We start from the raw sequence: 20,383 nt of genomic DNA, 5'->3' as shown, positions 1-20,383 counted from the left end.
GCTCTGCACCTCGGGCTGGGGAAACACCCTCCCAAGCGATGTAGCAGCCCTTTGGCCGGTTTGTGCCGGGCGTTGAGCAGCCGGGGATTTCCAGCCGGTTTGGGGCAATTTGCGCTGGTCGATATGTGAGCAGGATAAAGCGGTGGCATCACCGCCCCTCACACCGGCCCGCGATGCGGACCGGGGAAACGGCTAAAACACGGGGTTTTACCGCAAAAGGTTTGAAATACGGATATGGCATCATCAAAAGCCTTTTGCCATCACTTCCGACATCAACCCGGCGAAAAGTCCCGATGGAAAGCCATTTTTCGATAGCGACAAATGACATTCTAAACGAAAAAGGAGGTTGTTTACATGGAACAGAAAGTCCGATTCCAGATGCGCATTTCAGAGAAAACCGATCAGGCAGTCAAGGCGGCAATCCCCCTTGCCAACTGCCGCAGCCAGAATGAGTTTGTGGAGAAGGCGCTTCTCCACTACTGCGCCTATCTGCAAAGTGGAGAGGTAGCGAATATCCTGTCCCCGATGTTAGTCTCCGCGTTCCGGGGAACGGTACAGGATTCGGAAAACCGTACCGCCCGCCTGCTCTTCAAGCTGGCGGTGGAGGTGGATATGATGATGCACCTCTTCGCCACCGCCATGGAGATTGATCCGGAACTTTTGGAAAAACTCCGGGCCCTCTGCGTCCGGGAGATCAAGAAAACCAACGGCAGCATCTCCCTGAAGGATGTGGTGGAATACCAACGGGGCGGCGACCAGTAGGAAGAAGGAGGCCAGTGGATGCAGAAGAAAAAGAAGGACTGGGAAACTTTGCGGGATACCGGGATGCTGGGAGCGTACCGGCCGGAGGAAGTCTCCCTGCAGGAGCTTCCATCAGGGGAGGTCCTACCCCTGTTTTCGGATACGGAACTCTGGGAGTACCCGGGCCAGCTGGTGCGCAAACGGGAGATGGTGATCGGCGGGAAGGTGTTCCATATCGCCTCGGTCTTCCAGGGAGGGGAGAAAACCTCTTCCACCCCCACCGGCAAACTGCTCTCCCACATCGACCGGCAGCTGCAAAAAGATCTCGGTGGAGTATGAGTTCCCGATGGACTTTTGGAAGCCGGTGTGGTATCCTGTGGTTGCCGTACCGGCTTGCCCGGGAAAAGGAGGCAGCGAAAGATGAAGGCAAGCCAGAATCAGAAATACAACGTCCTCTATGGCCGGCTCAGCCAGGAGGATGAACGCCAGGGGGAGTCCAACTCCATCTACAACCAGCGCCTGCTGCTGGAGCAGTACGCCCGGGAAAACGGGTTTCAGAACACCCTGTTCCTGGCGGATGACGGATACTCGGGGACCAACTTCGAGCGGCCCTCGTGGAAGAAGATCGTGGAGATGATCGAAAATGGGCAGGTGGAGACCTTGATTGTCAAGGACCTCAGCCGCCTGGGGCGGGAATACCTCCAGGTGGGCTACTACACCGAGATCTACTTTCCCCAGAAGGGGGTGCGGTTCATCGCGGTGAACGACGGGGTGGATTCCCTGGTGGAGGGGAGCAATGATTTCAACCCCATCCGCAACTGGGCCAACGAGCTGCACGCAAAGGAAAGCAGCAAGAAGGTGCGGGCGATCAAGCGGATGCAGGCCCAGCGGGGAGAGCGCACCGGAGGCGCGCCGCCCTATGGCTACAAAAAGAAGGCGCCGGATTCGAAGAAGATCGTCCCGGATGAGGTGACCGCCCCGGTGGTACAGCGGATCTTCTCCCTCTGCGCCGCCGGGAAAGGCCCCAGCCAGATCGCCCGGCAGCTGACAGCGGAGCAGGTGCTCAACCCCTCCAACTATTACTTCCGTCAGACAGGAGCGGCCCTCTGTGGATTGGACACCAGCCAGCCCTGCCGCTGGTCGGGGGCGTCGGTGGCCCACATCCTGGACAACATCGTCTACCGAGGGCATACCCTGGGGCTGCGGACCACCACCGTCTCCTACAAGAACAAGGCGGAGGTGAAGCGCCCGGAGAGTGAGCAGGCGCTGGTGGAGAACACCCATGAGCCCCTGATCACCCAGGAGCTCTGGGAGATCGTCCGGGAGGTGCGCCGGCACAAGCGCCGGGCGCCCAAGCATATGGAGGAGCCGGGGCTGTTCTCTGGGCTGGTCTACTGCGCCGACTGCGGCGGGTATCTGGTGCTCTGCCGGACCGAGAAGATGCGGGAGGATCAGTACTACTTCCGGTGCTCCACCTATGGCAAGAAGGGGAAGGCGTTCTGCACGCCTCATCAGATCCTGGAACGGGACCTGAAAGCCATTGTTCTGGACGACCTGAAAAGGGTCACCCACTTCGCCCGGAAGAAGGAGCGGCAGTTTGCCGAGTACATCCAGCAGAAAAACAGCGCCCAGCTGCGTCGGGAGATCTCCCGGCTGCAAAAAGAACTGGACACTGGGAAGAAACGGTGCGGGGAACTGTCGGCGCTGTTCAAGCGGCTCTACGAGGACAATGTGCTGGGTCGGGTGACCAACGAGCAGTTCCGGATGCTCTCCGCCGACTACAACGCCGAGCAGAAGGCGCTGGAGGAAGCCATCCCCAGGATGGAGGCCAGGCTGGAAGAACTGCGGGCTTCTGTCGCCAACGTGGAGGCCTTCATTGAGAAGGCCAAGCGGTACACCGCCATAGAGGAGCTGACGCCGGACCTGCTGCGGTTGTTCATCCGGCGGATCGAGATCGGCGAACGGGGGAAGAAATACTCCCGCAGCAGCGGACAGAGCGTGCGTATCTTCTACCGGGATATCGGCGCGGTGGACAGCGGGATGTTGCCGGGTGAAGCAAAGCCCGCCTTATCCGCATTCCAACTTCACCAGGCGGTACCCAATACCGGCCAACCGCAAGATATCCCCGCATAACGGAAAAGGCGGACAGCCATAGCTGTCCGCCTCCTAGCACCCCGGGGCTCCGATGGGTCAGATTTCGTACCTATCGATAGGCACCCGCGGGAGGCTTTTTTTGCTTTTATCGATCCCATTTGTCGATTAAGGATTTTAGCTGATCGGCGAACCGGGCCAAGTCCTTGTTGGCGCCGCCCTCGTTGTGGCGGATAACCTCCTGGATGCGCTCGCCCATAGCCACCAGGCGAAGATAGGCAGGGGAAGCCTTGCGTTTTTGGGCAGTACGCTCCTGCAGCTCCCACAGGGGAATCCCCTCGGTTTCAAACCGGCCGGTGAGCAGGTTGTACTCGGCTTTGTAGTAAGGGGCGACTGCATGATAACCAGAGGCGTTCAGCAGCTGGGTAAAGCTTTCACAGGCTTCTTCCTCCCCATGAACTACAAATATTTTTTCCGGCTTATTTTTATAATGGGAAACCCAGTCCAACAGCCCATCCCGATCGGCGTGGGCGCTCAGTCCCCGGAAGTTGTAGATCTCTGCTTTGACTGCAATCTGCTCCCCGAAGAGTTTGATCTGCTGGGCGCCGTCCACCAGGATACGTCCCAGAGTGCCGTTGGCCTGATACCCTACAAATACCACAGAACATTCACTTCGCCACAAATTGTGCTTGAGATGGTGACGGATACGCCCCGCATCGCACATACCGCTGGAGGAGATGATCACTTTCGGGGTGGGGTCGGCATTTAAGGCAATGGATTCATCCGCGCTTTGGCACAGGTTCAAATTAGAAAACTTAATCGGCCGGAAACCCTTTCGTAAAACCTCTAAAGTCTCCTCATCAGCGTATCCGGTTAAGTCCCCGTCGTAAATTTGAGTAGCAGCCAACGCCAGGGGGCTGTCCACAAATACTGGAAAATCCGGTATGCTGGTGACCAGATTTTGTTCTTTAATCTTGCGGATATGGTAAAGCAGCTCCTGCGTACGCCCCACGGCAAAAGCAGGAATTACCACATTGCCGCCCCGGCGCAGAGTATTATCGAAAATTTCCGCCAGCTCTTGGATGCTGCCCGCATTTGCCCCGTGAAGCCGGTTGCCGTAGGTGCTCTCCACAAGAACATAATCTGCCTTATCTATGTATTGTGGATCTCTGATAATGGGCTGATGGCGATTGCCGATATCCCCGGAAAAAGCTACCGTTTTTACAGCGCCGTTTTCAGAGAGCGTCAGAAGGATGGAGGCCGATCCCAGCAGATGGCCCGCGTCAATAAACTTCGCGGTAATTCCCGGCCCCACCGAAATCTCCTGTCCGTAAGAACAAGGCCGCAGAAGGGGGAGGGTATCCTCTACATCCAAAGCGGTATACAAAGGAAGAACATCTTCCTCGCCTGCCCGCTTTCTTTTTCTCTGTTTCCATTGGGCGTCCATTTCCTGGATATGGGCGCTGTCCCGGAGCATAATTCCCAACAGCTCACAGGTCGCTCTAGTTGCGTAAATCGGTCCGTGATAACCGTTTTTCACCAGAAGGGGCAGCCGCCCCGAATGGTCGATATGGGCATGGGTAACCAGTACATAATCAATTTGAGCAGGTGAAAAAGGAAGCTGATTATCCTCTTTTTCATCCTGTCCCTGGGCAAGTCCGCAGTCGATAAGAAGGCGCTTGCCATTTACCTCAATACAATGGCAGCTTCCGGTGACCTCGTGATCCGCGCCCCAAAAAGTAAGTTTCATTTGATCAAGCCCCTTTCAGTTAATCTTCCTGGATGTTATAAAAATTCCTGTATAAGGGAAGAAGGAGGAACGAGCTGCTGGGAGAGAGTCGCAAAATTCTCCGCCGCGCTGCATAGACGCTGGGCTGTCTGTGGGTAAGCGGAAAAAATTTCAGGATTATCAAATGCTTTTAAGAGATTATCACGGTACAGAAAAGGTTCGTACACATGGGTGGAATTGATATGGAAATCCGCAAAACCCCGGTAAGGCTGCATATATAATTCCTCTCCCTTTAAAACGTAATCCCACATTTTTAAAGTTTCCATTACGCTGGTATGGCGGTGGACCTGATCTCTTAAAATCCGCCGCATCAGCCGCAGATCCCGGGCGTGAAGCAGAATATTGCCCTGCGGGTCAATAAAATCGCTGTGGACGCTGATATAAACGCTTAAAGAAGGAAACTGACTGATACACCGGGAAAGCTCTGGGTTAATAGCGTGGATTCCTTCAATCACAAGATAGGTATCGTCGTCGCAGGACACAGGAATGGTTCGCTCCGCCCGATTGCCCGTAGAAAAATCATATACCGGAAGATGGGCAAATCCCTTTGTCAAGAGAGTACCGATTACCTGCTCAAACAAAAGAAGATCCATACTTTCAATACTCTCGCAGTTTTTATATCCATCGCTCCAGAAGGGCAGGGAATCCCTGTTTTTATAAAAATTGTCCAAGGAAATCCGGGTGACCTTATGCCCTCGTTCCTCCAGCTCCGCAACAATCTTTTTCGCAGTAGTCGTTTTCCCTGAAGCAGAGGGTCCGGTAATCATAATAAGGTGGCAGTCATTTTTCAAAGTATCGTCGCATACCGCCATAATTTTTTTATGGAAGGAACGCTCCGCCTGATCTACCAGCTCCTGGGGGCGATATAAAATACTATCGTGCAACGCGCCTACGTCCACTTTTGCCATGATTTTTGAATATCGCATAAGCTCAACCCCTTTTCTGATAGTTTTGTATGGTTTATATTATATTAACATAATCTATATTATTATCCTAGGCTAAAAGTATGAAGGTTATGTAGAAATATCGTAAACTTATCGCCGGATTATTCAGTATATGCAGAATAATCCGGCGATTTTCCTATTTTTTATTTGCTTTTTCCAAATCCTGCGCAAACTTCTGAACCTGCTCCATAGGCGTGGCCCAGGAGGTGACTATGCGCACCGCGGCGCGTCCATCGGAAAGCTCCTTCCAAGGAGTGAAAAGATATTTGTCCTCCAACCGTGTCAGAACCTCTTTTGGGAAGATAGGGAACAGTTGGTTAGTGGGACTGTCGGTCATAAGAGAGTAGCCATTTTCCTTTAAAGCGCTGCGGATCACCGCGGCCGTATCATTGGCATGGCGGGCCAAAGAAAAATACAGATCATCCGAAAACAGCTCACAGAATTGAATCCCTAAAAACCGGCCTTTTGCCATTAACGCGCCTTTTTGCTTCATCAGGTAACGAAAATCTTCTTTTAGCCGGTCATTGGCGATCACCAAGGCCTCCCCCATAAATGCGCCGTTTTTGGTGCCGCCGATATAAAAGGCGTCGGGGAAAGCGGCAAAATCCCGTAAGGTCATGTCATTTTCACGACAGGTAAGAGCACAGCCCAGCCTTGCTCCGTCGATATATAAAAACAGGCCGTACTCGTCGCATACCCCGCGCATGGCGGCAAGCTCTTTTTTGGTGTAGATAGTTCCTACTTCGGTGGGATTGGAAAGAAATACTACTTTTGGCTTTACCATATGCTCATCTGTATGAAGCTCTACAGCTTGTTTTACCTGGGCGGGGGTTAGTTTTCCATCTGGGGAGGGCAGAGCGAACACCTTATGTCCTGTGGCCTCGATCGCCCCGGTTTCATGAACGAAAATATGCCCGCTGTCCGCGCAGATGACCGCCTGGTGGGGACGCAGAAACGCGCTGAGAGCCACCAGGTTGGTCTGGGTGCCCCCCATAAGCAGATGAATGTCCACCTCTTGCCGGCCGATCCGCTCTTTGATCAGCCCGCTCGCCTTTTGCGTATAGGGATCCAGCAGATATCCTTCCGTCTGCTCCAGATTGGTTCTCTGCAAAGCTCGGAGAATCCGGGGATGCGCCCCTTCGCCGTAGTCGCATTTAAAACTATACATAAATACTGCCTCCCGTATCTTGTGCAATGACTTTTATTTTAACACCGGCTGGGAAAAATGTAAAGACAAGGGTGGTCTCCCTTGAGTTTTTTAAGACAGGATGATACACTGAAAGAGGAAATTATATGTAAAGGAGTTATGACTGATGGGATCTGTGCTTGCTGGCCGGCAGCCGGAAAAAATGCTGTATTATTTTGAGGAGATCAGCGCAATTCCCCGCTCCTCCGGAAAAGAAAAGCAAATTTGTGAATACCTGGCGGCATTTGCAAAAAAACGGGGGCTTGTCTACCGCACAGACAGCGCCTATAATACGGTAATAAAAAAAGCCGCCTCCCCAGGATATGAAAACCATCCCCCAGTAATGCTCCAGGGACATGTGGATATGGTATGCGAGAAAAATGCCGATACGATCCATGATTTTGACACCCAGGGAATTGTCCTTTGCCTAAAAGGGGAGCAGCTGCACGCCAAGGGGACTACTTTGGGCGCGGATAATGGCGCTGCGGTAGCGATGATGCTGGCGGTACTGGACGACAATAACCTTGCCCATCCCCCTTTGGAATGTGTGTTCACCACCGGGGAGGAAATAGGGCTATTGGGGGCGGCCGCCATGGATACCTCCGATTTAAAGGCGAAAACCATGATCAATCTGGATTCCGAAGACGAAGGGATCGCCACGGTCAGCTGCGCCGGCGGAATGCGCCTGGGAATGGAAAAGCTCTTCTCCCGGGAGGAAAAACAGGTATATGCGCTGGCTCTGCGGGTTCGGGGACTGCAGGGAGGGCACTCGGGAATGGCTATCGGAGACGAGCGGGTGAATGCCCTGAAAGCGATGGGGCGGCTTGTGCGGGAAGGCATGAATACACAAGGATTCCACCTGATCCACATCAGCGGCGGCAACAAGGACAATGCGATCCCCCGGGAATGTGACGCTCTGCTGGGGTATGAGACGGATACCCAGCGGGAGATGGCCGGAAAAGCGATACGAGCCATTGCTCAGGAGATAAAAAAAGAGTGCAAGATCAGCGAGCCTGAGTTTTATGTGGAAATAGAGGAGATTGATTATGCCGATTACCAACCGTTGGAGGCAGGGGCGGCAAAGGAGATTGTCGCTCTTTTATGCCTGGCTCCCCACGGGGTGCTCTGCCGGGATATGCAGGCTGGCGGATTTGTGGTGGCGTCGGTGAACCTGGCGGCGATTCAAATTCAGGAGAACAGGACCGCAGTGGTTTTCTCTCCTAGAAGCAGCGTAGATTCTCTGCAAAACAATACCCGGCGCAACTTGGAGATGCTGGCCCAGCGCTTGGGATTTACCTGCCAATGCGACAGTGAATACCCCGGCTGGAGTTATAATCCTTATTCCCCGGTAAGGGAAATTTTCTGTGAGAGTTATCGGGAACTGTTTGGGGAGGCGTTAAAGATAGAACATATCCATGCGGGACTGGAGTGCGGATTGTTTGTGGATAAGATGCCAGGGTTGGACGCCATCGCCGTAGGGCCCACTGTCCGAGATTGCCATACGCCCCAGGAATCTATGGACCTGCCCTCCTGTGAAAAAATGTGGAAACTGCTGTGCGAAGTATTAAAACGGCTGTAGACGATTGGAAGTATGCAGCGATGAGAATTTATGGAAACGCGGCCTTTTCCTCTTTCAGCAGCCCCGGTACCTTGGACCAAGGGGGCAGTTATCCGGGAAACCGTTCGCCGAAAACTATGAGCGGCAACAGATAGAATGGCTGCTCCCAGACAGGAAATAGATAGAAAAATATCCAAAGCGCACCGCTGGCGCTTTGGATATTTTTTTCTTTTCGCAATTTCACCTAAAAGGGGAAGAAAAATTTTGTTAGGAAAAAAAGAGAAATGATCTTGAAAGCGCTTACGTTTTATGATAGAGTTATAAGTAGCGTAGAAAACGCAAATAAAAGGGACACTTACCCAAAACCGGAGAAATTTTCGATACCGGTTACATTCATTTTAGGAGGAAAAAAGTATGAAGCTATCTTTCAGATGGTATGGCGAAAGCGATCCTGTGAGCCTTGAATACATATCCCAGATTCCAGGGATGCACAGTGTGGTAAGCGCCGTATATGACGTAGCTCCAGGCGGGGTATGGAGCGAGGAAAGTATCCAGGCCATTTCAGACGCCTGTAAAAAAGCGGGACTGGTATTTGATATTGTAGAAAGCGTTCCCGTACACGAAGATATTAAGTTGGGACTGCCTACCCGGGACGGCTATATTGACGCTTATAAAGAGAATATCCGCCGTTTGGGAAAAGCGGGAGTGCGCTGCATCTGCTACAATTTTATGCCTGTCTTTGACTGGACCCGTACCCAACTGGATAAAAAAGCGTCGGACGGCTCTACCAGCCTGGTGTATTATGTAGATCAGCTGAAGAAGATGGATCCCCTCAGCGGGGAATTGTCCCTTCCTGGTTGGGACAGTAGCTATAAAAAAGAAGATCTGCAGAACCTGTTTAATGAATATAAAAAGGTCGACGAAGAAAAATTGTGGGAAAATCTGGAGTATTTCCTCAAAGCTATCATTCCGGTAGCGGAGGAATGCGACGTGAAAATGGCGATTCATCCGGATGATCCGCCGTATCCGTTTTTTGGTCTGCCGAGGATTATTACCAGCGAGAAAAACCTCGATCGGTTCTTAAAACTGGTGGACAGCAAATATAACGGACTGACTCTTTGCACCGGTTCCCTGGGCTGCGCGAAATCCAATGATGTGACGGCCATGGTGGACAAATACTCCAAAATGGGACGTATTCACTTTATGCATGTGAGAAATGTAAAGCTTATGGACGACGGCAGCTTTGAAGAAACTGCTCATCTGTCCTCCTGCGGCTCACTGGATATCGTGGCCATTATGAAGGCGCTGAAGAAAAATAACTTTGACGGCTGGCTGCGTCCGGACCACGGCAGAATGATCTGGGGCGAGACTGGAAAGCCAGGTTACGGTCTTTACGACCGGGCGCTGGGCGCCGCTTATATCAACGGCATTTGGGAAACATTACAGAAAGAAGGGAAATAAACAATGTTAAAGCTTCCGTTTAATATTGATCTTAGCGGCAAGGTAGCCGTTGTCACCGGTGCGGGCGGCGTGCTGTGCAGTATGTTCGCCAAAGCTATCGCTCAGTGCGGGGCCAAGGTTGTGCTTCTGGACTTGAATGAGGACGCTGCGAAGGCAATTGCCGACGAAATTAAACAAGAGGGCGGAAAAGCTTGGGCGTATAAAGCGGACGTCCTCAATAAGGAATGTGTGGATAAACTTCACGATCAGATCAAGGCTGAGGTCGGTCCTTGTGAAATTTTGATTAACGGAGCGGGCGGCAACAATCCCCGGGCGACTACCACAAAAGAATACTATTTTGAAGGGGATCTGGACGCGGATACCGTATCCTTCTTTGATTTGGACAAGAGCGGCGTAGAATTTGTATTTAACCTTAATTTCCTGGGTACCTTGATCCCTACGCAGGCGTTTGCCAAAGATATGCTGGATCATCCGGGCGGCGTTATTTTAAACATTTCTTCCATGAACGCTTTTACTCCTCTGACCAAAATTCCAGCGTACTCCGGCGCAAAAGCGGCGATTTCTAACTTTACCCAGTGGTTGGCAGTCCACTTCTCCAAGGTGGGAATCCGAGTGAACGCGATGGCTCCCGGGTTCTTTGTCACCAAACAGAATGAAAAGCTGCTGTTTAATGAGGACGGCACCCCAACCCCGCGTACCGGTAAAATTCTTGCCGCTACTCCCATGGGGCGTTTCGGCGAAAGCGAAGAGCTGATCGGCACCCTGCTGTACCTGCTCAGCAACGAGGCAACCGGTTTTGTCACGGGCGTAGTTATCCCGGTAGACGGCGGATTTTCCGCTTATTCCGGCGTATAAGAAACATAAATAAAACGGCCAGGCGAATTTTCGCCTGGCCGTTTTTAGTTGCTTTTATACATCTGCTTCATAAATCCGGGAACTTTCTCCCCAAGGATGATATCCTATACCCAGATAATGGAACCCATATTTTTCATAAAAGCCCTCCAGATCGGTGGAAAGATAGACATGGGAAAATCCAAATTTTTTGGCGTCTTCCTTTGCCTTTTGCAAAAGCTGGGAGCTGTAAGCGTTTCCCCGACAGTCTTCCTCCACATATACAGCGCATATCCAAGGATACAAATCCCCCCGACTGATAAAGTCGTTGGTAATCAGTCCAGCGCCGCCGATAATGCGCTCTCCCTCCATAAGCAGATACCACTGGGGCAGAGGCGCGGGGGCGTTTAGGCAGGAGGTAATACAGTCCTCATATACCATCATGCTGTCAGGGGTAGCCCATTTGCTTTGAAAATAGGCGATGGCCTGTTTGCTATACTGAGGACGCTCTCTTACAGAAATAATATTTGGCATGTTTTCCTCCCCAAAAAGACAAAATAAACATTGCTAGTTTTTTTGCTTTAATCGATTCTCCCAATTTTACGTTCGTATATCAGCCGCTTTACTACAAAAGGAACCATCATCGCTCCAGCACAGCAAGCGCCGAACGCGGTGACATAAGCGCCAAAGCCTCCGTCCTGGGCAGTGAGGGTGCTGAGTCCGTTGAGCAGGGAAACCGTGACCAAAGCCGCGGTTAGTACGGTACAAGGCATTACCGATTTTTCCAACACCTGGACGGTAGATTTCCGAATCATCATCACGCAGAAAACGGCAATCGCTACACCGGTAACCATTCGGGCACTGCCGGCAAACCTGTCAAACTGCTGAATATAAGCGGCGACCTCCTGGGTAGAAAGGGAAGCGGCTTCCAAGGAATTTCGCAGCATCGGTTTAATAAGGAAGGTGCCGATAATGCTGGCGATAGCGGTGAGGGAAGCGACTGTCACGTAAATCTTGCTGCCGGAAGGGCTTTTCATTTTTCTTAAATAACCATTAAGAGCGATAAGAACCACAACCACAACTAATACAACCATTTTTTCTTGTTCTCCATTTCCTTATGTAAAATTCCGGCAGAGAGGAAACCCGCTGCCGCAAAGAGAGACTATTTTTTTAACGTCATACTGATATCCAGTTTGTTATTGTTAGTAAGGCCCTTCGTATACTCCACAATCTTACCGTTTTGATCGTAGGTGGTATCTTCCGTCATAAAACTGATGGAGCCTTCCGGGACGCCCAATAACTTTGTTTCCGGACTGGAGAGCTCGATAAAAGAGAAAGTTTCATCCATCCGGCTGGCGTAGATCCCATGTTGGTTCAGCACATCGTATAGGGAATACATCTCAAAATCAATACTTTCAATATCTTCGATAATATCATAGACGATATACGTGTCCTGCAGGGCCAACGGCTCTCCATCCCCATAACGCAAACGAACCAGCCGATATACGTCGTCGTCCTCATTAATTTGGAGGATTTTAGCATATTTAAACCCAGCCTTACGTTTTTCCTTATACAGCAGGCGGCATTCGTGCTTCATGCCGCTGCGCTGAAGCATCTGGCTGAAATTGTCCATAATATCCAGGTCATAAGAAACCTGCCGTTTGTTGATATAAGTGCCTTTTCCATGAATCCGGGTTAAAATTCCTTCGTCCACCAATACGGAAATCGCTTTGCGCAGGGTTTTACGATCCACAGAAAATTCTTCCGCCATTTCTCTTTCCGAAGGGATACGCTGTCCATATTTTAATTCTCCGTTGGCAATCTTGTTGCGGATGGAGTTGCTTACAAAAATATAAAGAGCTTCTCTGATGGCAGATCACCATCCTTTCGACTAAAATGGGGTCACAAGTAACAGTATGCCATATTTACGGGAATTTTGCAATCAGCGGCAACAGGAAAAGTAAACAAGGCCTAAAAAGCGGTATGCCGCCTATCCTATAGATAGGCGGCATACTATGGTTGTGGTTGAAAGGGGTATGATATTTATCAAAATTTCTAAATCTCCGCCTTCTGAGAAACATTTTCCTCTCTTGAAAAAACTTCTAAAAAGAAAATTTAATTATTAGCTTTCAGACTGGTGGAATACAATACCTTGCGCGCGCTGGAAACGGAAATGCAATATTCCACCGGGGTATCGTCTCCGGTAAAAAGCGTACGCTTTTCCACCGTGATATATTCCCCTTCGAAAATATTCAGCCATTCGCTTTCTTCAAAAGCAGCATTTCCAATGCTTATCCGGATATTGACACGGGTAAGCATTTGGCTGAAATCTTTTCCATAGACACTGCAGATCGGCATGTTTTCCAATTTGCGTTCATTGATTTTACCAATTCCTGCGGCGGGAAGATAAGACGTTTCAATGGAAACACGCTCTCCCTCCACTGTGCGAAGATGCTTGATCTGATACACTTCAGCCCCTACAGGAAGCAGCAGATGCCGGGCAACCGAACCTTCCGCTTTCAATTTCTGGATACTGATGAGTTTGTAAGAGCCTTCTTGAGGAGAGTAGGGGGATTTTGAAAAACGGAGAAGATCGTTGCATACTCTTTTTGCTGCTACAAACGTACCTTTTCCGCGGATATTATCCAAAACGCCCTCTTCGCAAAGCTTTTTAATTGCTTCCCGCAAGGTCATCCGGCTCACACCCAGCAGCTGACAGAAATCCCGTTCCGCAGGCAGACGAGCGCCGCTTTCCAAATGGTTGTGGTAAATATATTCTTCGATTTTCTCAGAAAGTTCAGAATGCACCAAATTAGAATATTTACTTATATTGATCGCCTCCAATGCCGCGTTTTTATTGCCGCTAGCATAGTTTATTATAAATGCTGCCGACAGGTTTCGTCAATCAGCCTTAGAAAAAAACTCTAACCCCAGCGGCAATAAAACACAGTGTAGGAAGAAGATAGGATAGGTAATTATAACTGATGCATTAATTCTTTGGTGTTTTCATACAGCTCGTGGTAAATCTTTTTCAGAGGTTTATAAACCTCATGGTTTTTCATATTTGGCTCAATTACCATACCAGGTTCGATATAATTGGACAGATCGCCGTATCCTTTGAAATGGCCGGTACCGATCGCCGCCATCATAGCGTCTCCATAGGAAGCGCCGATGGTGATTTTTGCAGTTTTTACCGTATGTCCGGTAACATCGGCGATAATTTGCAGCCATTCCTTATTCTGAGTACCGCCGCCTACACACATAAAGTTATTGATCTTCAGGCCGTTTTCCTCAAAAATGTCCACATGCTGAGCGATAGAATAGGCAACGCCTTCCAACGCCGCCCGGTACATATGCTCCCGGGTATGGTTGAACAGAAGTCCGAAGAACACGCCTTTGGCGTTGGCGTCGTTGATGGGGGTGCGTTCGCCGGCAAAGTAAGGGAGAACAACCAGCCCTTCCGAACCCGCCGGAATTTTTTCCGCCAGTTTCGCCATCGCGCCGAATGCGTTTTCGCCGCCCTTTTCCTGGGCCTGCACCAGATCCGGGAAGATAGTATCCCGCATCCATTTGGTCAGAGCGCCTGCGGCGTTGGTGCCGCCGTCCAGACAGAAGGTTTCTGGAACCAGATAATCTTCCGCCCAAATTCTTTCGTCAGTCACCATCTTTTCGGAGCAGTACATAATGTAGCAGGTGGAACCCAACTGCACCATCAGATCGCCTGGTTCCAAAACGCCGGTGCTGATTGCTTCCGCGCCGGAATCGTCCGTACCGGTGATGATGGGAGTTCCCACCGCAAGACCGGTTTGTGCCGCCGCTTCTGCGGTGACATACCCAACTACATCGGTGGTTTCTTTTCCCTCCGCCAGCTGATCGCCGCGGCAGTAACACTCCCGGGCCAGCTCATCATCGATGGACAGATCCCCGCGGTAACAAGGGGCGAAAGAGGACAGCGCCAGATAACGGTCAATTACATAAACGCCGGTAAGTTTCGCGGTTATGTAAGAGGAAGCGGTTAAGAATTTATATGTTTTTTCAAATATTTCCGGTTCGTTGTTTTTTATCCACAAAATTTTTGGCATACAGTCGGAAGAACATAAGGGACGTCCGTTAAACAGCGTATCCATTCTTTGCGGTCCGTAGTATTCGGTAAGATATTCCATTTCTTTTTCTGCGCGGGCGTCAATACCATACAGGATCGCCTTGCGCAGGGGAACACAGTTTTCATCTACCGGAACGACATCGGCGCTCAAAGCGCTGACGCCCATGCCTTTAATATCGGTGTTTTTGATACCCGAATTTTTGATCAGGGCGTTGGAGATTTTACAGATATCCCCCCACCAAACAACTTCCGCGTCATGCTCCCAGAAGTTTGGTTTTGGGTTCTCCACTCCGTGCTGAGCAATCTCAGTATGGATAATTTTACAGTTTTCGTCGATCAGGACACCTTTGCTTTCATTGGTACCTACGTCGATACCCATAAAATACTTGTTAGCCATTTTCCGATTTTCCCCTTTCGTTACAACATATGTTAATTATATTTTCGACTGTATAGAAACCGGGTAATTATTCGTTTTCTTTGCGGTATTCCTGTACCTGGGTCATAAACTCGGCAACGCGGTTGACATCCACCAGGTTTTCAAATTTGCCGTCCACTTTAAAGGCGGTACCAACGCAAGCACCGTCAGAAATAGCCAATTTTTCTTTGATATTGTCTGCGCGGCAGCCGGTGTTGCAGAATACAGGCGTACCATTGGCGGCAGTACGTACGCGGGTGATCCAATCGGTGTTGGCCTGCTGGCCTGCATAGGCGCCGGAAATACACAGAACGTCCGGTTTGCAGCAGAAGATCATGGATTTTGCCACGTCAACAACGTCTCTTTCTACCAGATACTCATCGGATTCGTTGTTGAGGAAGTACAGCATTCTCAAATCATCCAGGCCCAGTTCTCTTTTCCGGCGCAAGGTAGTGGCGATGTCGGTGTTATTAAGACCGCCGTCTCCCGCATAAGCGCCAGTGAAGGTGCCGCGGATAAATTTCGCGTCAACTGCGGCAGCCAGGTCGATAGCCGCCATAGGATCGGATTCCAAATCAACGCCGTAAGGCTTTGTGATTTCGCTCATCAGTTCGCCGATAATACGTCCCATAGCCGCCGGAGCGATTGGGTCTACCGGACACTGATAAGGAAGGCTGAACTCATTAGAGAACAGAATACCGTCAACGCCGCCGGCGCCTTCCTGCAGAGCGTGCAGGTCATGACGAGCGTGTTCCACCACTTGTTTCATTGTGTCGGTCCTTTTATACAAAGGATCGCCCGGGAACGCACGCAGATGCAGCATTGCGATAATCGGTTTTTCGGAACCAAACATTTCTTTACGCCAACTCATAATAAAATCCTCCTTAAATTTATGGAACCGAAAATTTAAGCCTGCAGGACGAAAGTAAACGTCACTTTAAAATACCCCAAATTGTCTCTTATGCTTACCAGTTCCATCTGTTTGTGTCTTAAGTATACCATAGATTTTAAAAAATACTAGTCTCTACAATAGAAAAAATTTAATCTTTTTTTGGGTAAAACCACCAAATTGGCCTAAAAATAGACCAAAATAGAAAGTAAACAAAAAAGCTGGGCCGCTTTCTCGAAAGTGGCCCAGCTTTTTTATTGAAGAACTTTAATCATCATCATTCGTTTGCTGTTGGTAAGACCCTGGGTATATTCAATTACCGCACCCTGATTGTCATAGGTAGTATCGATAATTAGGAATGCCGGCTCCCCGACTGGAAGGTTCAGATGCTTGGCCTCGATGGCTCCCAGCTCCACAGCTTCCACCGTTTCCCGGATACGGCTGGGAGAAATGCCATTTTCCGCATAAATCTCGTAAAGGGAGTAAATTCCAAAGTCAATCTTTTCAATATCCTCCACTAAGTGATAGGGAAGATAGGTAGTTTCCAAAGCAATCGGCTCATCGTCGCCCATACGGATACGCACGATCTTATACAGCGCGGCGTCCTTAGGTATGCCGAACACTTTGGATAGCCGGTACCCGCAGGACACCTGTCCAGTGAAGATTACCCGGCTGGAAGGGCGCATGCCAATTTCCTGGAACAGTTGGGTATAGCCGCCCATCTCCTCCATGGAATAAGCGATTTTCGGCTTGCTTACATAAGTGCCCTTGCCGGGAATACGCACCAGCAGTTCTTCCTCCACTAAAAGAGCAAGACCTTTACGGATGGTCTTGCGATCGATGGAATAGGTTTCAGAAAGCTCTCGTTCGGAGGGGATACTTTGCCCATATTTCAAATCGCCGTTTTGAATCATAGCCCGAATTTTATCGCCGAATTGGACATACAAGGGCTTTTTTATCGTCAAGCACTTCACCTCCGCACCATAACCATGTTAAATCGATACATTATTTTATCACTTACCGGCTGAAAATGTCAACAAGTGGGGAAGCTTCTTGACATTTATCTGAGGAAGAGGAATTTTTAGAGGAAAATATCTATCAGATTGACTATAAGTTTTGTTTGATTGTGGTCAATATAAATAAAATTATTAAATTTAGAAATCTTTTTTAATTCAGTTGTTGACTTTAGGTGGATATCTGGTATACTGAAAGTGTCATCAGGAGGATGTGGTAACTTTCTTTCTGTTGGTGGGGGATGTTATAATAGGAAGAAAATAGTAATCAGGATGTGATCTTATTAGCAAGCAGATCAATCTGGTCAGCGACGATGTAATAGACAGCATTGAAGAGTACATCGATGAAAACCACCTGCAGGCCAATGACATGCTCCCGTCGGAAAGGAAACTTTCAGAAATGCTGGGCGTCAGCCGGGGAACCATCCGGGATGCAGTGAGCCGCATGTGCGCTCAGAAACGGCTGTATACAGTCCATGGCAAGGGCAGCTTTCTTTCAATGCCCAAGTATTGGATGAATATGAAAGACTTCATTTCCTTTTCCGCTTCGGCGCAGGCTGCGGGGCTTATTCCTTCCAGCCGCCTGATCAGCCTGAATATCCAAAAGGCGGGGCAGTCGGTAGCCAAACGCCTAAGGGTTTCGGACAAAGAAGAAGTTTATGTACTTATCCGGGTTCGTTCATTTAATGGCGAGCCCATAGCGTTGGAGAAAGCGTGTCTCCCTGTGCGGTTTTGTCCGGGATTGGAAGAGTATGACTTTGAGCGCAACTCTTTGTACGCGGTGTTGCAGCAGATTTATAAAATCAACCTGATCAAGCAGGATGCAAACATCCGTCTGACCCGCGCCAGCCAGGAAGAAGCAAGGCTGCTTTCGATTTATGAGGGCGATGTGGTTTTTTTGGAAAGGGCAATCGCTTCTACAGCCCAAGGGGAGCTGGTAGAGTACTCCCAGGGAATCATCAATGCTCAGCGTGCTGGTTATGAAACAGAAATTCGCGGCGGTTAAATAGGGAACAGAGATAAAAATTTCGCTTTTCGGAAAACAATGTCTGAAAGGCTTAGTTAGTTGTTGTGTTTTTCGATAACTATCCGTTTTAAAAATGGAGAATACAGGGCGGCTTTTTGGAAAAGAAGGGGCCTAAAGGACATATAAGGTTTGGCTCGCTTTTTGCTTTTTGAATGAAAAAATGCAAAGGGCCTGGTAAGTTGTTGCCTTTTTTTAGAAATTGGAAAGTAAAAGAATCCGGCCGGATCTTTTATTAATAGAAGGAATATCTTTTGCGTATTTTTAGAAAGGATGATTGTTGATGGATAAGAAGTATTTGGAAGAGTATGTAGGGAAAATGGGAAAACTGCTGGAAAAGAGAGGCGAAATCGAAAAAATTATTGACAGCGCGATGGCTTTGGGCAAAAAGAATTTGTTCCTGGTGGGGATCGGCGGAACGATAGCGGTAATGCGCCCCTTCGAGCAGTTTTTTAAGAAAATGTCCGACGCGCAGGTTTATGCAGAAAACGCGGCGATGCTTATTACTACCGGCAACCGGCATCTGGGCAAAGACAGCGTATGTTTCTTTATGTCCGACAGCGGCAACACCAAAGAGATTATTGAAGCGATTCATTATTGTAAAGAACGCGGAGCTGTGACAATCGCCTCCCTTGGCGCCGAAAACTCTCCAATCGAGAAATTAGTGGATTACTCCGTAGTCAACCTGAATAAAGACAGCTATTCTTCTGATGCGGATTATTATATGAACTATATGTTCTTCTCCTACTACCTGTACAAACGGGGCGAGTTCCCGCAGTATGAAAAATTCATTGCGAACCTTAACCGTTTGCCGGTAGCGCTGGCGCAGGTAAAAGAGCAGGCGGATGAGCAGGGAAAAGATTACGCTCCCAAATATCTGGATGACAATTATCACATCTTCACCGCCGGCGGCGATATCTGGGGCGAAGTGTACTGCTATGCCATGTGCGTACTGGAAGAGATGCAGTGGATCCGCACCAAATCCGTACATGCGGCCGATTTCTTCCATGGCACTTTGGAATTGGTAGACGACAATACCCATGTAGTTCTGGTAAAAGGCGAAGATGAAAGCCGGCCTCTGGCAGACCGCATTGAAGCATTCTGTAAAAAGTACACCAAAAAATTTACAGTATACGATACAAAGGACTATGCACTGGAAGGAATCGACAAGGATATCCGCGGGATGTTCGCACCGATTGTAGTAACCTGTGCTTTAGGCCGGATCAGCCCACATCTGCAGGAAGTTACCGGACATGACCTAAGTTACCGCAGATACTACAAAAAAGTAGAATATTAATAATCTGAAACAGGCTAAAGAGGTGACATATCATGAAAGTTGTAGGTTTTGGCGATAATGTCGTTGATCGTTATGTAAATAAAAAGATTATGTTCCCAGGCGGAAATGCAGTTAATTTCGCTGTATACGCTAAACAATCCGGCGTGGATTCGGCTTATCTGGGTGTATTCGGCACAGATATGGAAGCGGATCATGTAAAGGCTTCTCTGACGGATCTGGGGATTGATATCAGCGCTTGTCATACGGTAGAAGGAACTACCGAACGCTGTGATGTTAATCTGGTGGAAGGAGACCGGGTATTTGTAGGGGATGATCTTCGTCCTACCAAACCGGAGCCTATGGTGCTGGAAAAAAAGGAACTGGATTATCTGGCGGGATTTGATCTGATTCATAGCGGTTGTTATGCGGCAACCGAACCGGAACTTCCCAAACTGCGGGATTTGAACGGGATTGTCACCTTTGATTTTTCTGTAGAGGACGAATTTAAGGCGGACGACTACCTGGAACAGGTTTGTCCATATATTGATTTCGCTTTGTTCTCCTGCGAGGGTATGGATGAAAATGACATTCATGCCCTCCAGGAAAAGGTACATAAATTAGGTACAAAATATATTTTGACCACTAAAGGTATCGAAGGCCAGATTTTGTACGATGGCGAAAAGTATTATAACGGCGTTGTAGAGCTGGTAGAAGCAGTAGATACCATGGGGGCGGGGGATTCTTTCTTTACTTCTTTCTTAATGTCCCTGCTAACCTCCGGCTGGACTAAAAACAGCAAACTCAGTGATGAGGTTATAGATAAAGCGTTCCATACGGCGGCAAAGTTCTCGGCAAACAACTGCCTGGTAGACGGTGCGTTTGGCTATGCCAAAACTTACTGAGGAAAATAGAAAATTTGATATTTTATCATAATTTTCTTTTTCGCTGTGTGAGGTAGTTAGAGTTATCCGGAAGGGTATAACGAAAGGAGAGTAAGCATGAGTAAGACAATGCGCAACATCATCTGTTACGGACTGCTGATCATCTTATCGATAGCAGCAAT

Annotated in this window: 19 protein-coding genes; 9 read left to right on the top strand and 10 right to left on the bottom strand. The window is 49.1% G+C overall.

Translation table 11 applies throughout. The annotated features are described in order from the left end of the window. Window positions 1-354: 354 nt before the first annotated feature. From H8705_RS06145 to H8705_RS06135, 3 genes are all read left to right on the top strand, one after another. Entirely contained in the window at window positions 355-762 is a 408-nt protein-coding gene (locus H8705_RS06145; RefSeq protein WP_117546774.1) for a hypothetical protein, read from the top strand. Window positions 763-780: 18 nt separating this feature from the next. Further along, window positions 781-1,080: a hypothetical protein gene (locus H8705_RS06140; protein ID WP_262394955.1), complete on the top strand. Its 300-nt coding sequence runs from the start codon at window positions 781-783 to the stop codon at window positions 1,078-1,080. Window positions 1,081-1,161: 81 nt separating this feature from the next. After that, window positions 1,162-2,874, top strand: a complete 1,713-nt coding sequence (locus H8705_RS06135) for a recombinase family protein (protein ID WP_262394954.1) — start codon at window positions 1,162-1,164, stop codon at window positions 2,872-2,874. Window positions 2,875-2,980: 106 nt separating this feature from the next. Here the strand turns inward: H8705_RS06135 and H8705_RS06130 are convergent, their stop codons facing one another. The 3 genes from H8705_RS06130 to H8705_RS06120 form a co-directional block, all read right to left on the bottom strand. After that, complete coding sequence (locus H8705_RS06130) at window positions 2,981-4,582, bottom strand: MBL fold metallo-hydrolase RNA specificity domain-containing protein (protein WP_262394953.1); 1,602 nt, start codon at window positions 4,580-4,582, stop codon at window positions 2,981-2,983. A 35-nt stretch (window positions 4,583-4,617) separates the two neighbouring features. Beyond that, window positions 4,618-5,547, bottom strand: a complete 930-nt coding sequence (locus tag H8705_RS06125; protein WP_262394952.1) for a uridine kinase family protein — start codon at window positions 5,545-5,547, stop codon at window positions 4,618-4,620. A 154-nt stretch (window positions 5,548-5,701) separates the two neighbouring features. After that, entirely contained in the window at window positions 5,702-6,733 is a 1,032-nt protein-coding gene (locus H8705_RS06120; protein WP_262394951.1) for a threonine aldolase family protein, read from the bottom strand. A 145-nt stretch (window positions 6,734-6,878) separates the two neighbouring features. Between H8705_RS06120 and H8705_RS06115 the strand changes: the two genes are divergently transcribed. The 3 genes from H8705_RS06115 (at window position 6,879) to H8705_RS06105 (ending at window position 10,625) form a co-directional block, all read left to right on the top strand. Then, window positions 6,879-8,330 carry an aminoacyl-histidine dipeptidase gene (locus H8705_RS06115; protein ID WP_262394950.1) on the top strand — a complete coding sequence of 484 codons (1,452 nt, stop codon included), beginning with the start codon at window positions 6,879-6,881 and terminating at the stop codon, window positions 8,328-8,330. A gap of 393 nt (window positions 8,331-8,723) precedes the next feature. Then, on the top strand, window positions 8,724-9,770 hold the full coding sequence (uxuA, locus tag H8705_RS06110) for a mannonate dehydratase (RefSeq protein WP_262394949.1): 1,047 nt from the start codon (window positions 8,724-8,726) through the stop codon (window positions 9,768-9,770). Between the two features lie 3 nt (window positions 9,771-9,773). Continuing rightward, complete coding sequence (locus H8705_RS06105; RefSeq protein ID WP_262394948.1) at window positions 9,774-10,625, top strand: SDR family oxidoreductase; 852 nt, start codon at window positions 9,774-9,776, stop codon at window positions 10,623-10,625. Window positions 10,626-10,679: 54 nt separating this feature from the next. On the opposite strand, the gene H8705_RS06100 is transcribed toward H8705_RS06105, so the two are convergent. The 7 genes from H8705_RS06100 to H8705_RS06070 form a co-directional block, all read right to left on the bottom strand. Beyond that, window positions 10,680-11,135, bottom strand: coding sequence for a GNAT family N-acetyltransferase (locus H8705_RS06100; protein ID WP_262394947.1), 456 nt, complete (start codon window positions 11,133-11,135; stop codon window positions 10,680-10,682). A 47-nt stretch (window positions 11,136-11,182) separates the two neighbouring features. Next, window positions 11,183-11,695, bottom strand: a complete 513-nt coding sequence (locus H8705_RS06095; protein WP_262394946.1) for a hypothetical protein — start codon at window positions 11,693-11,695, stop codon at window positions 11,183-11,185. Window positions 11,696-11,763: 68 nt separating this feature from the next. After that, entirely contained in the window at window positions 11,764-12,453 is a 690-nt protein-coding gene (locus H8705_RS06090; protein WP_262395240.1) for a GntR family transcriptional regulator, read from the bottom strand. A 263-nt stretch (window positions 12,454-12,716) separates the two neighbouring features. Further along, entirely contained in the window at window positions 12,717-13,445 is a 729-nt protein-coding gene (locus H8705_RS06085) for a GntR family transcriptional regulator (RefSeq protein ID WP_262394945.1), read from the bottom strand. A gap of 131 nt (window positions 13,446-13,576) precedes the next feature. After that, complete coding sequence (locus H8705_RS06080) at window positions 13,577-15,100, bottom strand: FGGY-family carbohydrate kinase (RefSeq protein ID WP_262394944.1); 1,524 nt, start codon at window positions 15,098-15,100, stop codon at window positions 13,577-13,579. 67 nt (window positions 15,101-15,167) lie between these two features. Further along, window positions 15,168-15,989 (bottom strand): BtpA/SgcQ family protein, encoded by an 822-nt coding sequence (locus tag H8705_RS06075; RefSeq protein ID WP_262394943.1) that lies wholly within the window; start codon window positions 15,987-15,989, stop codon window positions 15,168-15,170. Between the two features lie 272 nt (window positions 15,990-16,261). After that, window positions 16,262-16,972, bottom strand: a complete 711-nt coding sequence (locus H8705_RS06070; RefSeq protein ID WP_262394942.1) for a GntR family transcriptional regulator — start codon at window positions 16,970-16,972, stop codon at window positions 16,262-16,264. Between the two features lie 331 nt (window positions 16,973-17,303). Between H8705_RS06070 and H8705_RS06065 the strand changes: the two genes are divergently transcribed. The 3 genes from H8705_RS06065 (at window position 17,304) to H8705_RS06055 (ending at window position 20,222) form a co-directional block, all read left to right on the top strand. Next, on the top strand, window positions 17,304-18,026 hold the full coding sequence (locus tag H8705_RS06065; RefSeq protein ID WP_316248647.1) for a GntR family transcriptional regulator: 723 nt from the start codon (window positions 17,304-17,306) through the stop codon (window positions 18,024-18,026). 301 nt (window positions 18,027-18,327) lie between these two features. Next, entirely contained in the window at window positions 18,328-19,341 is a 1,014-nt protein-coding gene (locus H8705_RS06060) for an SIS domain-containing protein (RefSeq protein WP_262394941.1), read from the top strand. Between the two features lie 32 nt (window positions 19,342-19,373). Further along, window positions 19,374-20,222 carry a PfkB family carbohydrate kinase gene (locus tag H8705_RS06055; RefSeq protein WP_262394940.1) on the top strand — a complete coding sequence of 283 codons (849 nt, stop codon included), beginning with the start codon at window positions 19,374-19,376 and terminating at the stop codon, window positions 20,220-20,222. Window positions 20,223-20,383: the final 161 nt, after the last annotated feature.

This window comes from Youxingia wuxianensis, assembly GCF_014385085.1.
GTDB classification, from domain to species: domain Bacteria; phylum Bacillota; class Clostridia; order Oscillospirales; family Ruminococcaceae; genus Youxingia; species Youxingia wuxianensis.
Note: the sequence above shows the minus strand (reverse complement) of the source record. Positions and strands in the feature narration are given on the sequence as shown.

Bases quoted from the DNA above. Each gene is read 5' to 3' on its own strand.
- H8705_RS06130 (WP_262394953.1), bottom strand. From the start codon at position 4,582: ATGAAACTTACTTTTTGGGGCGCGGATCACGAGGTCACCGGAAGCTGC.
- H8705_RS06120 (WP_262394951.1), bottom strand. From the start codon at position 6,733: ATGTATAGTTTTAAATGCGACTACGGCGAAGGGGCGCATCCCCGGATT.
- H8705_RS06125 (WP_262394952.1), bottom strand. From the start codon at position 5,547: ATGCGATATTCAAAAATCATGGCAAAAGTGGACGTAGGCGCGTTGCAC.
- H8705_RS06105 (WP_262394948.1), top strand. From the start codon at position 9,774: ATGTTAAAGCTTCCGTTTAATATTGATCTTAGCGGCAAGGTAGCCGTT.
- H8705_RS06135 (WP_262394954.1), top strand. From the start codon at position 1,162: ATGAAGGCAAGCCAGAATCAGAAATACAACGTCCTCTATGGCCGGCTC.
- H8705_RS06095 (WP_262394946.1), bottom strand. From the start codon at position 11,695: ATGGTTGTATTAGTTGTGGTTGTGGTTCTTATCGCTCTTAATGGTTAT.
- H8705_RS06100 (WP_262394947.1), bottom strand. From the start codon at position 11,135: ATGCCAAATATTATTTCTGTAAGAGAGCGTCCTCAGTATAGCAAACAG.
- H8705_RS06145 (WP_117546774.1), top strand. From the start codon at position 355: ATGGAACAGAAAGTCCGATTCCAGATGCGCATTTCAGAGAAAACCGAT.
- H8705_RS06060 (WP_262394941.1), top strand. From the start codon at position 18,328: ATGGATAAGAAGTATTTGGAAGAGTATGTAGGGAAAATGGGAAAACTG.
- H8705_RS06055 (WP_262394940.1), top strand. From the start codon at position 19,374: ATGAAAGTTGTAGGTTTTGGCGATAATGTCGTTGATCGTTATGTAAAT.
- H8705_RS06115 (WP_262394950.1), top strand. From the start codon at position 6,879: ATGGGATCTGTGCTTGCTGGCCGGCAGCCGGAAAAAATGCTGTATTAT.
- uxuA (WP_262394949.1), top strand. From the start codon at position 8,724: ATGAAGCTATCTTTCAGATGGTATGGCGAAAGCGATCCTGTGAGCCTT.
- H8705_RS06075 (WP_262394943.1), bottom strand. From the start codon at position 15,989: ATGAGTTGGCGTAAAGAAATGTTTGGTTCCGAAAAACCGATTATCGCA.
- H8705_RS06140 (WP_262394955.1), top strand. From the start codon at position 781: ATGCAGAAGAAAAAGAAGGACTGGGAAACTTTGCGGGATACCGGGATG.
- H8705_RS06080 (WP_262394944.1), bottom strand. From the start codon at position 15,100: ATGGCTAACAAGTATTTTATGGGTATCGACGTAGGTACCAATGAAAGC.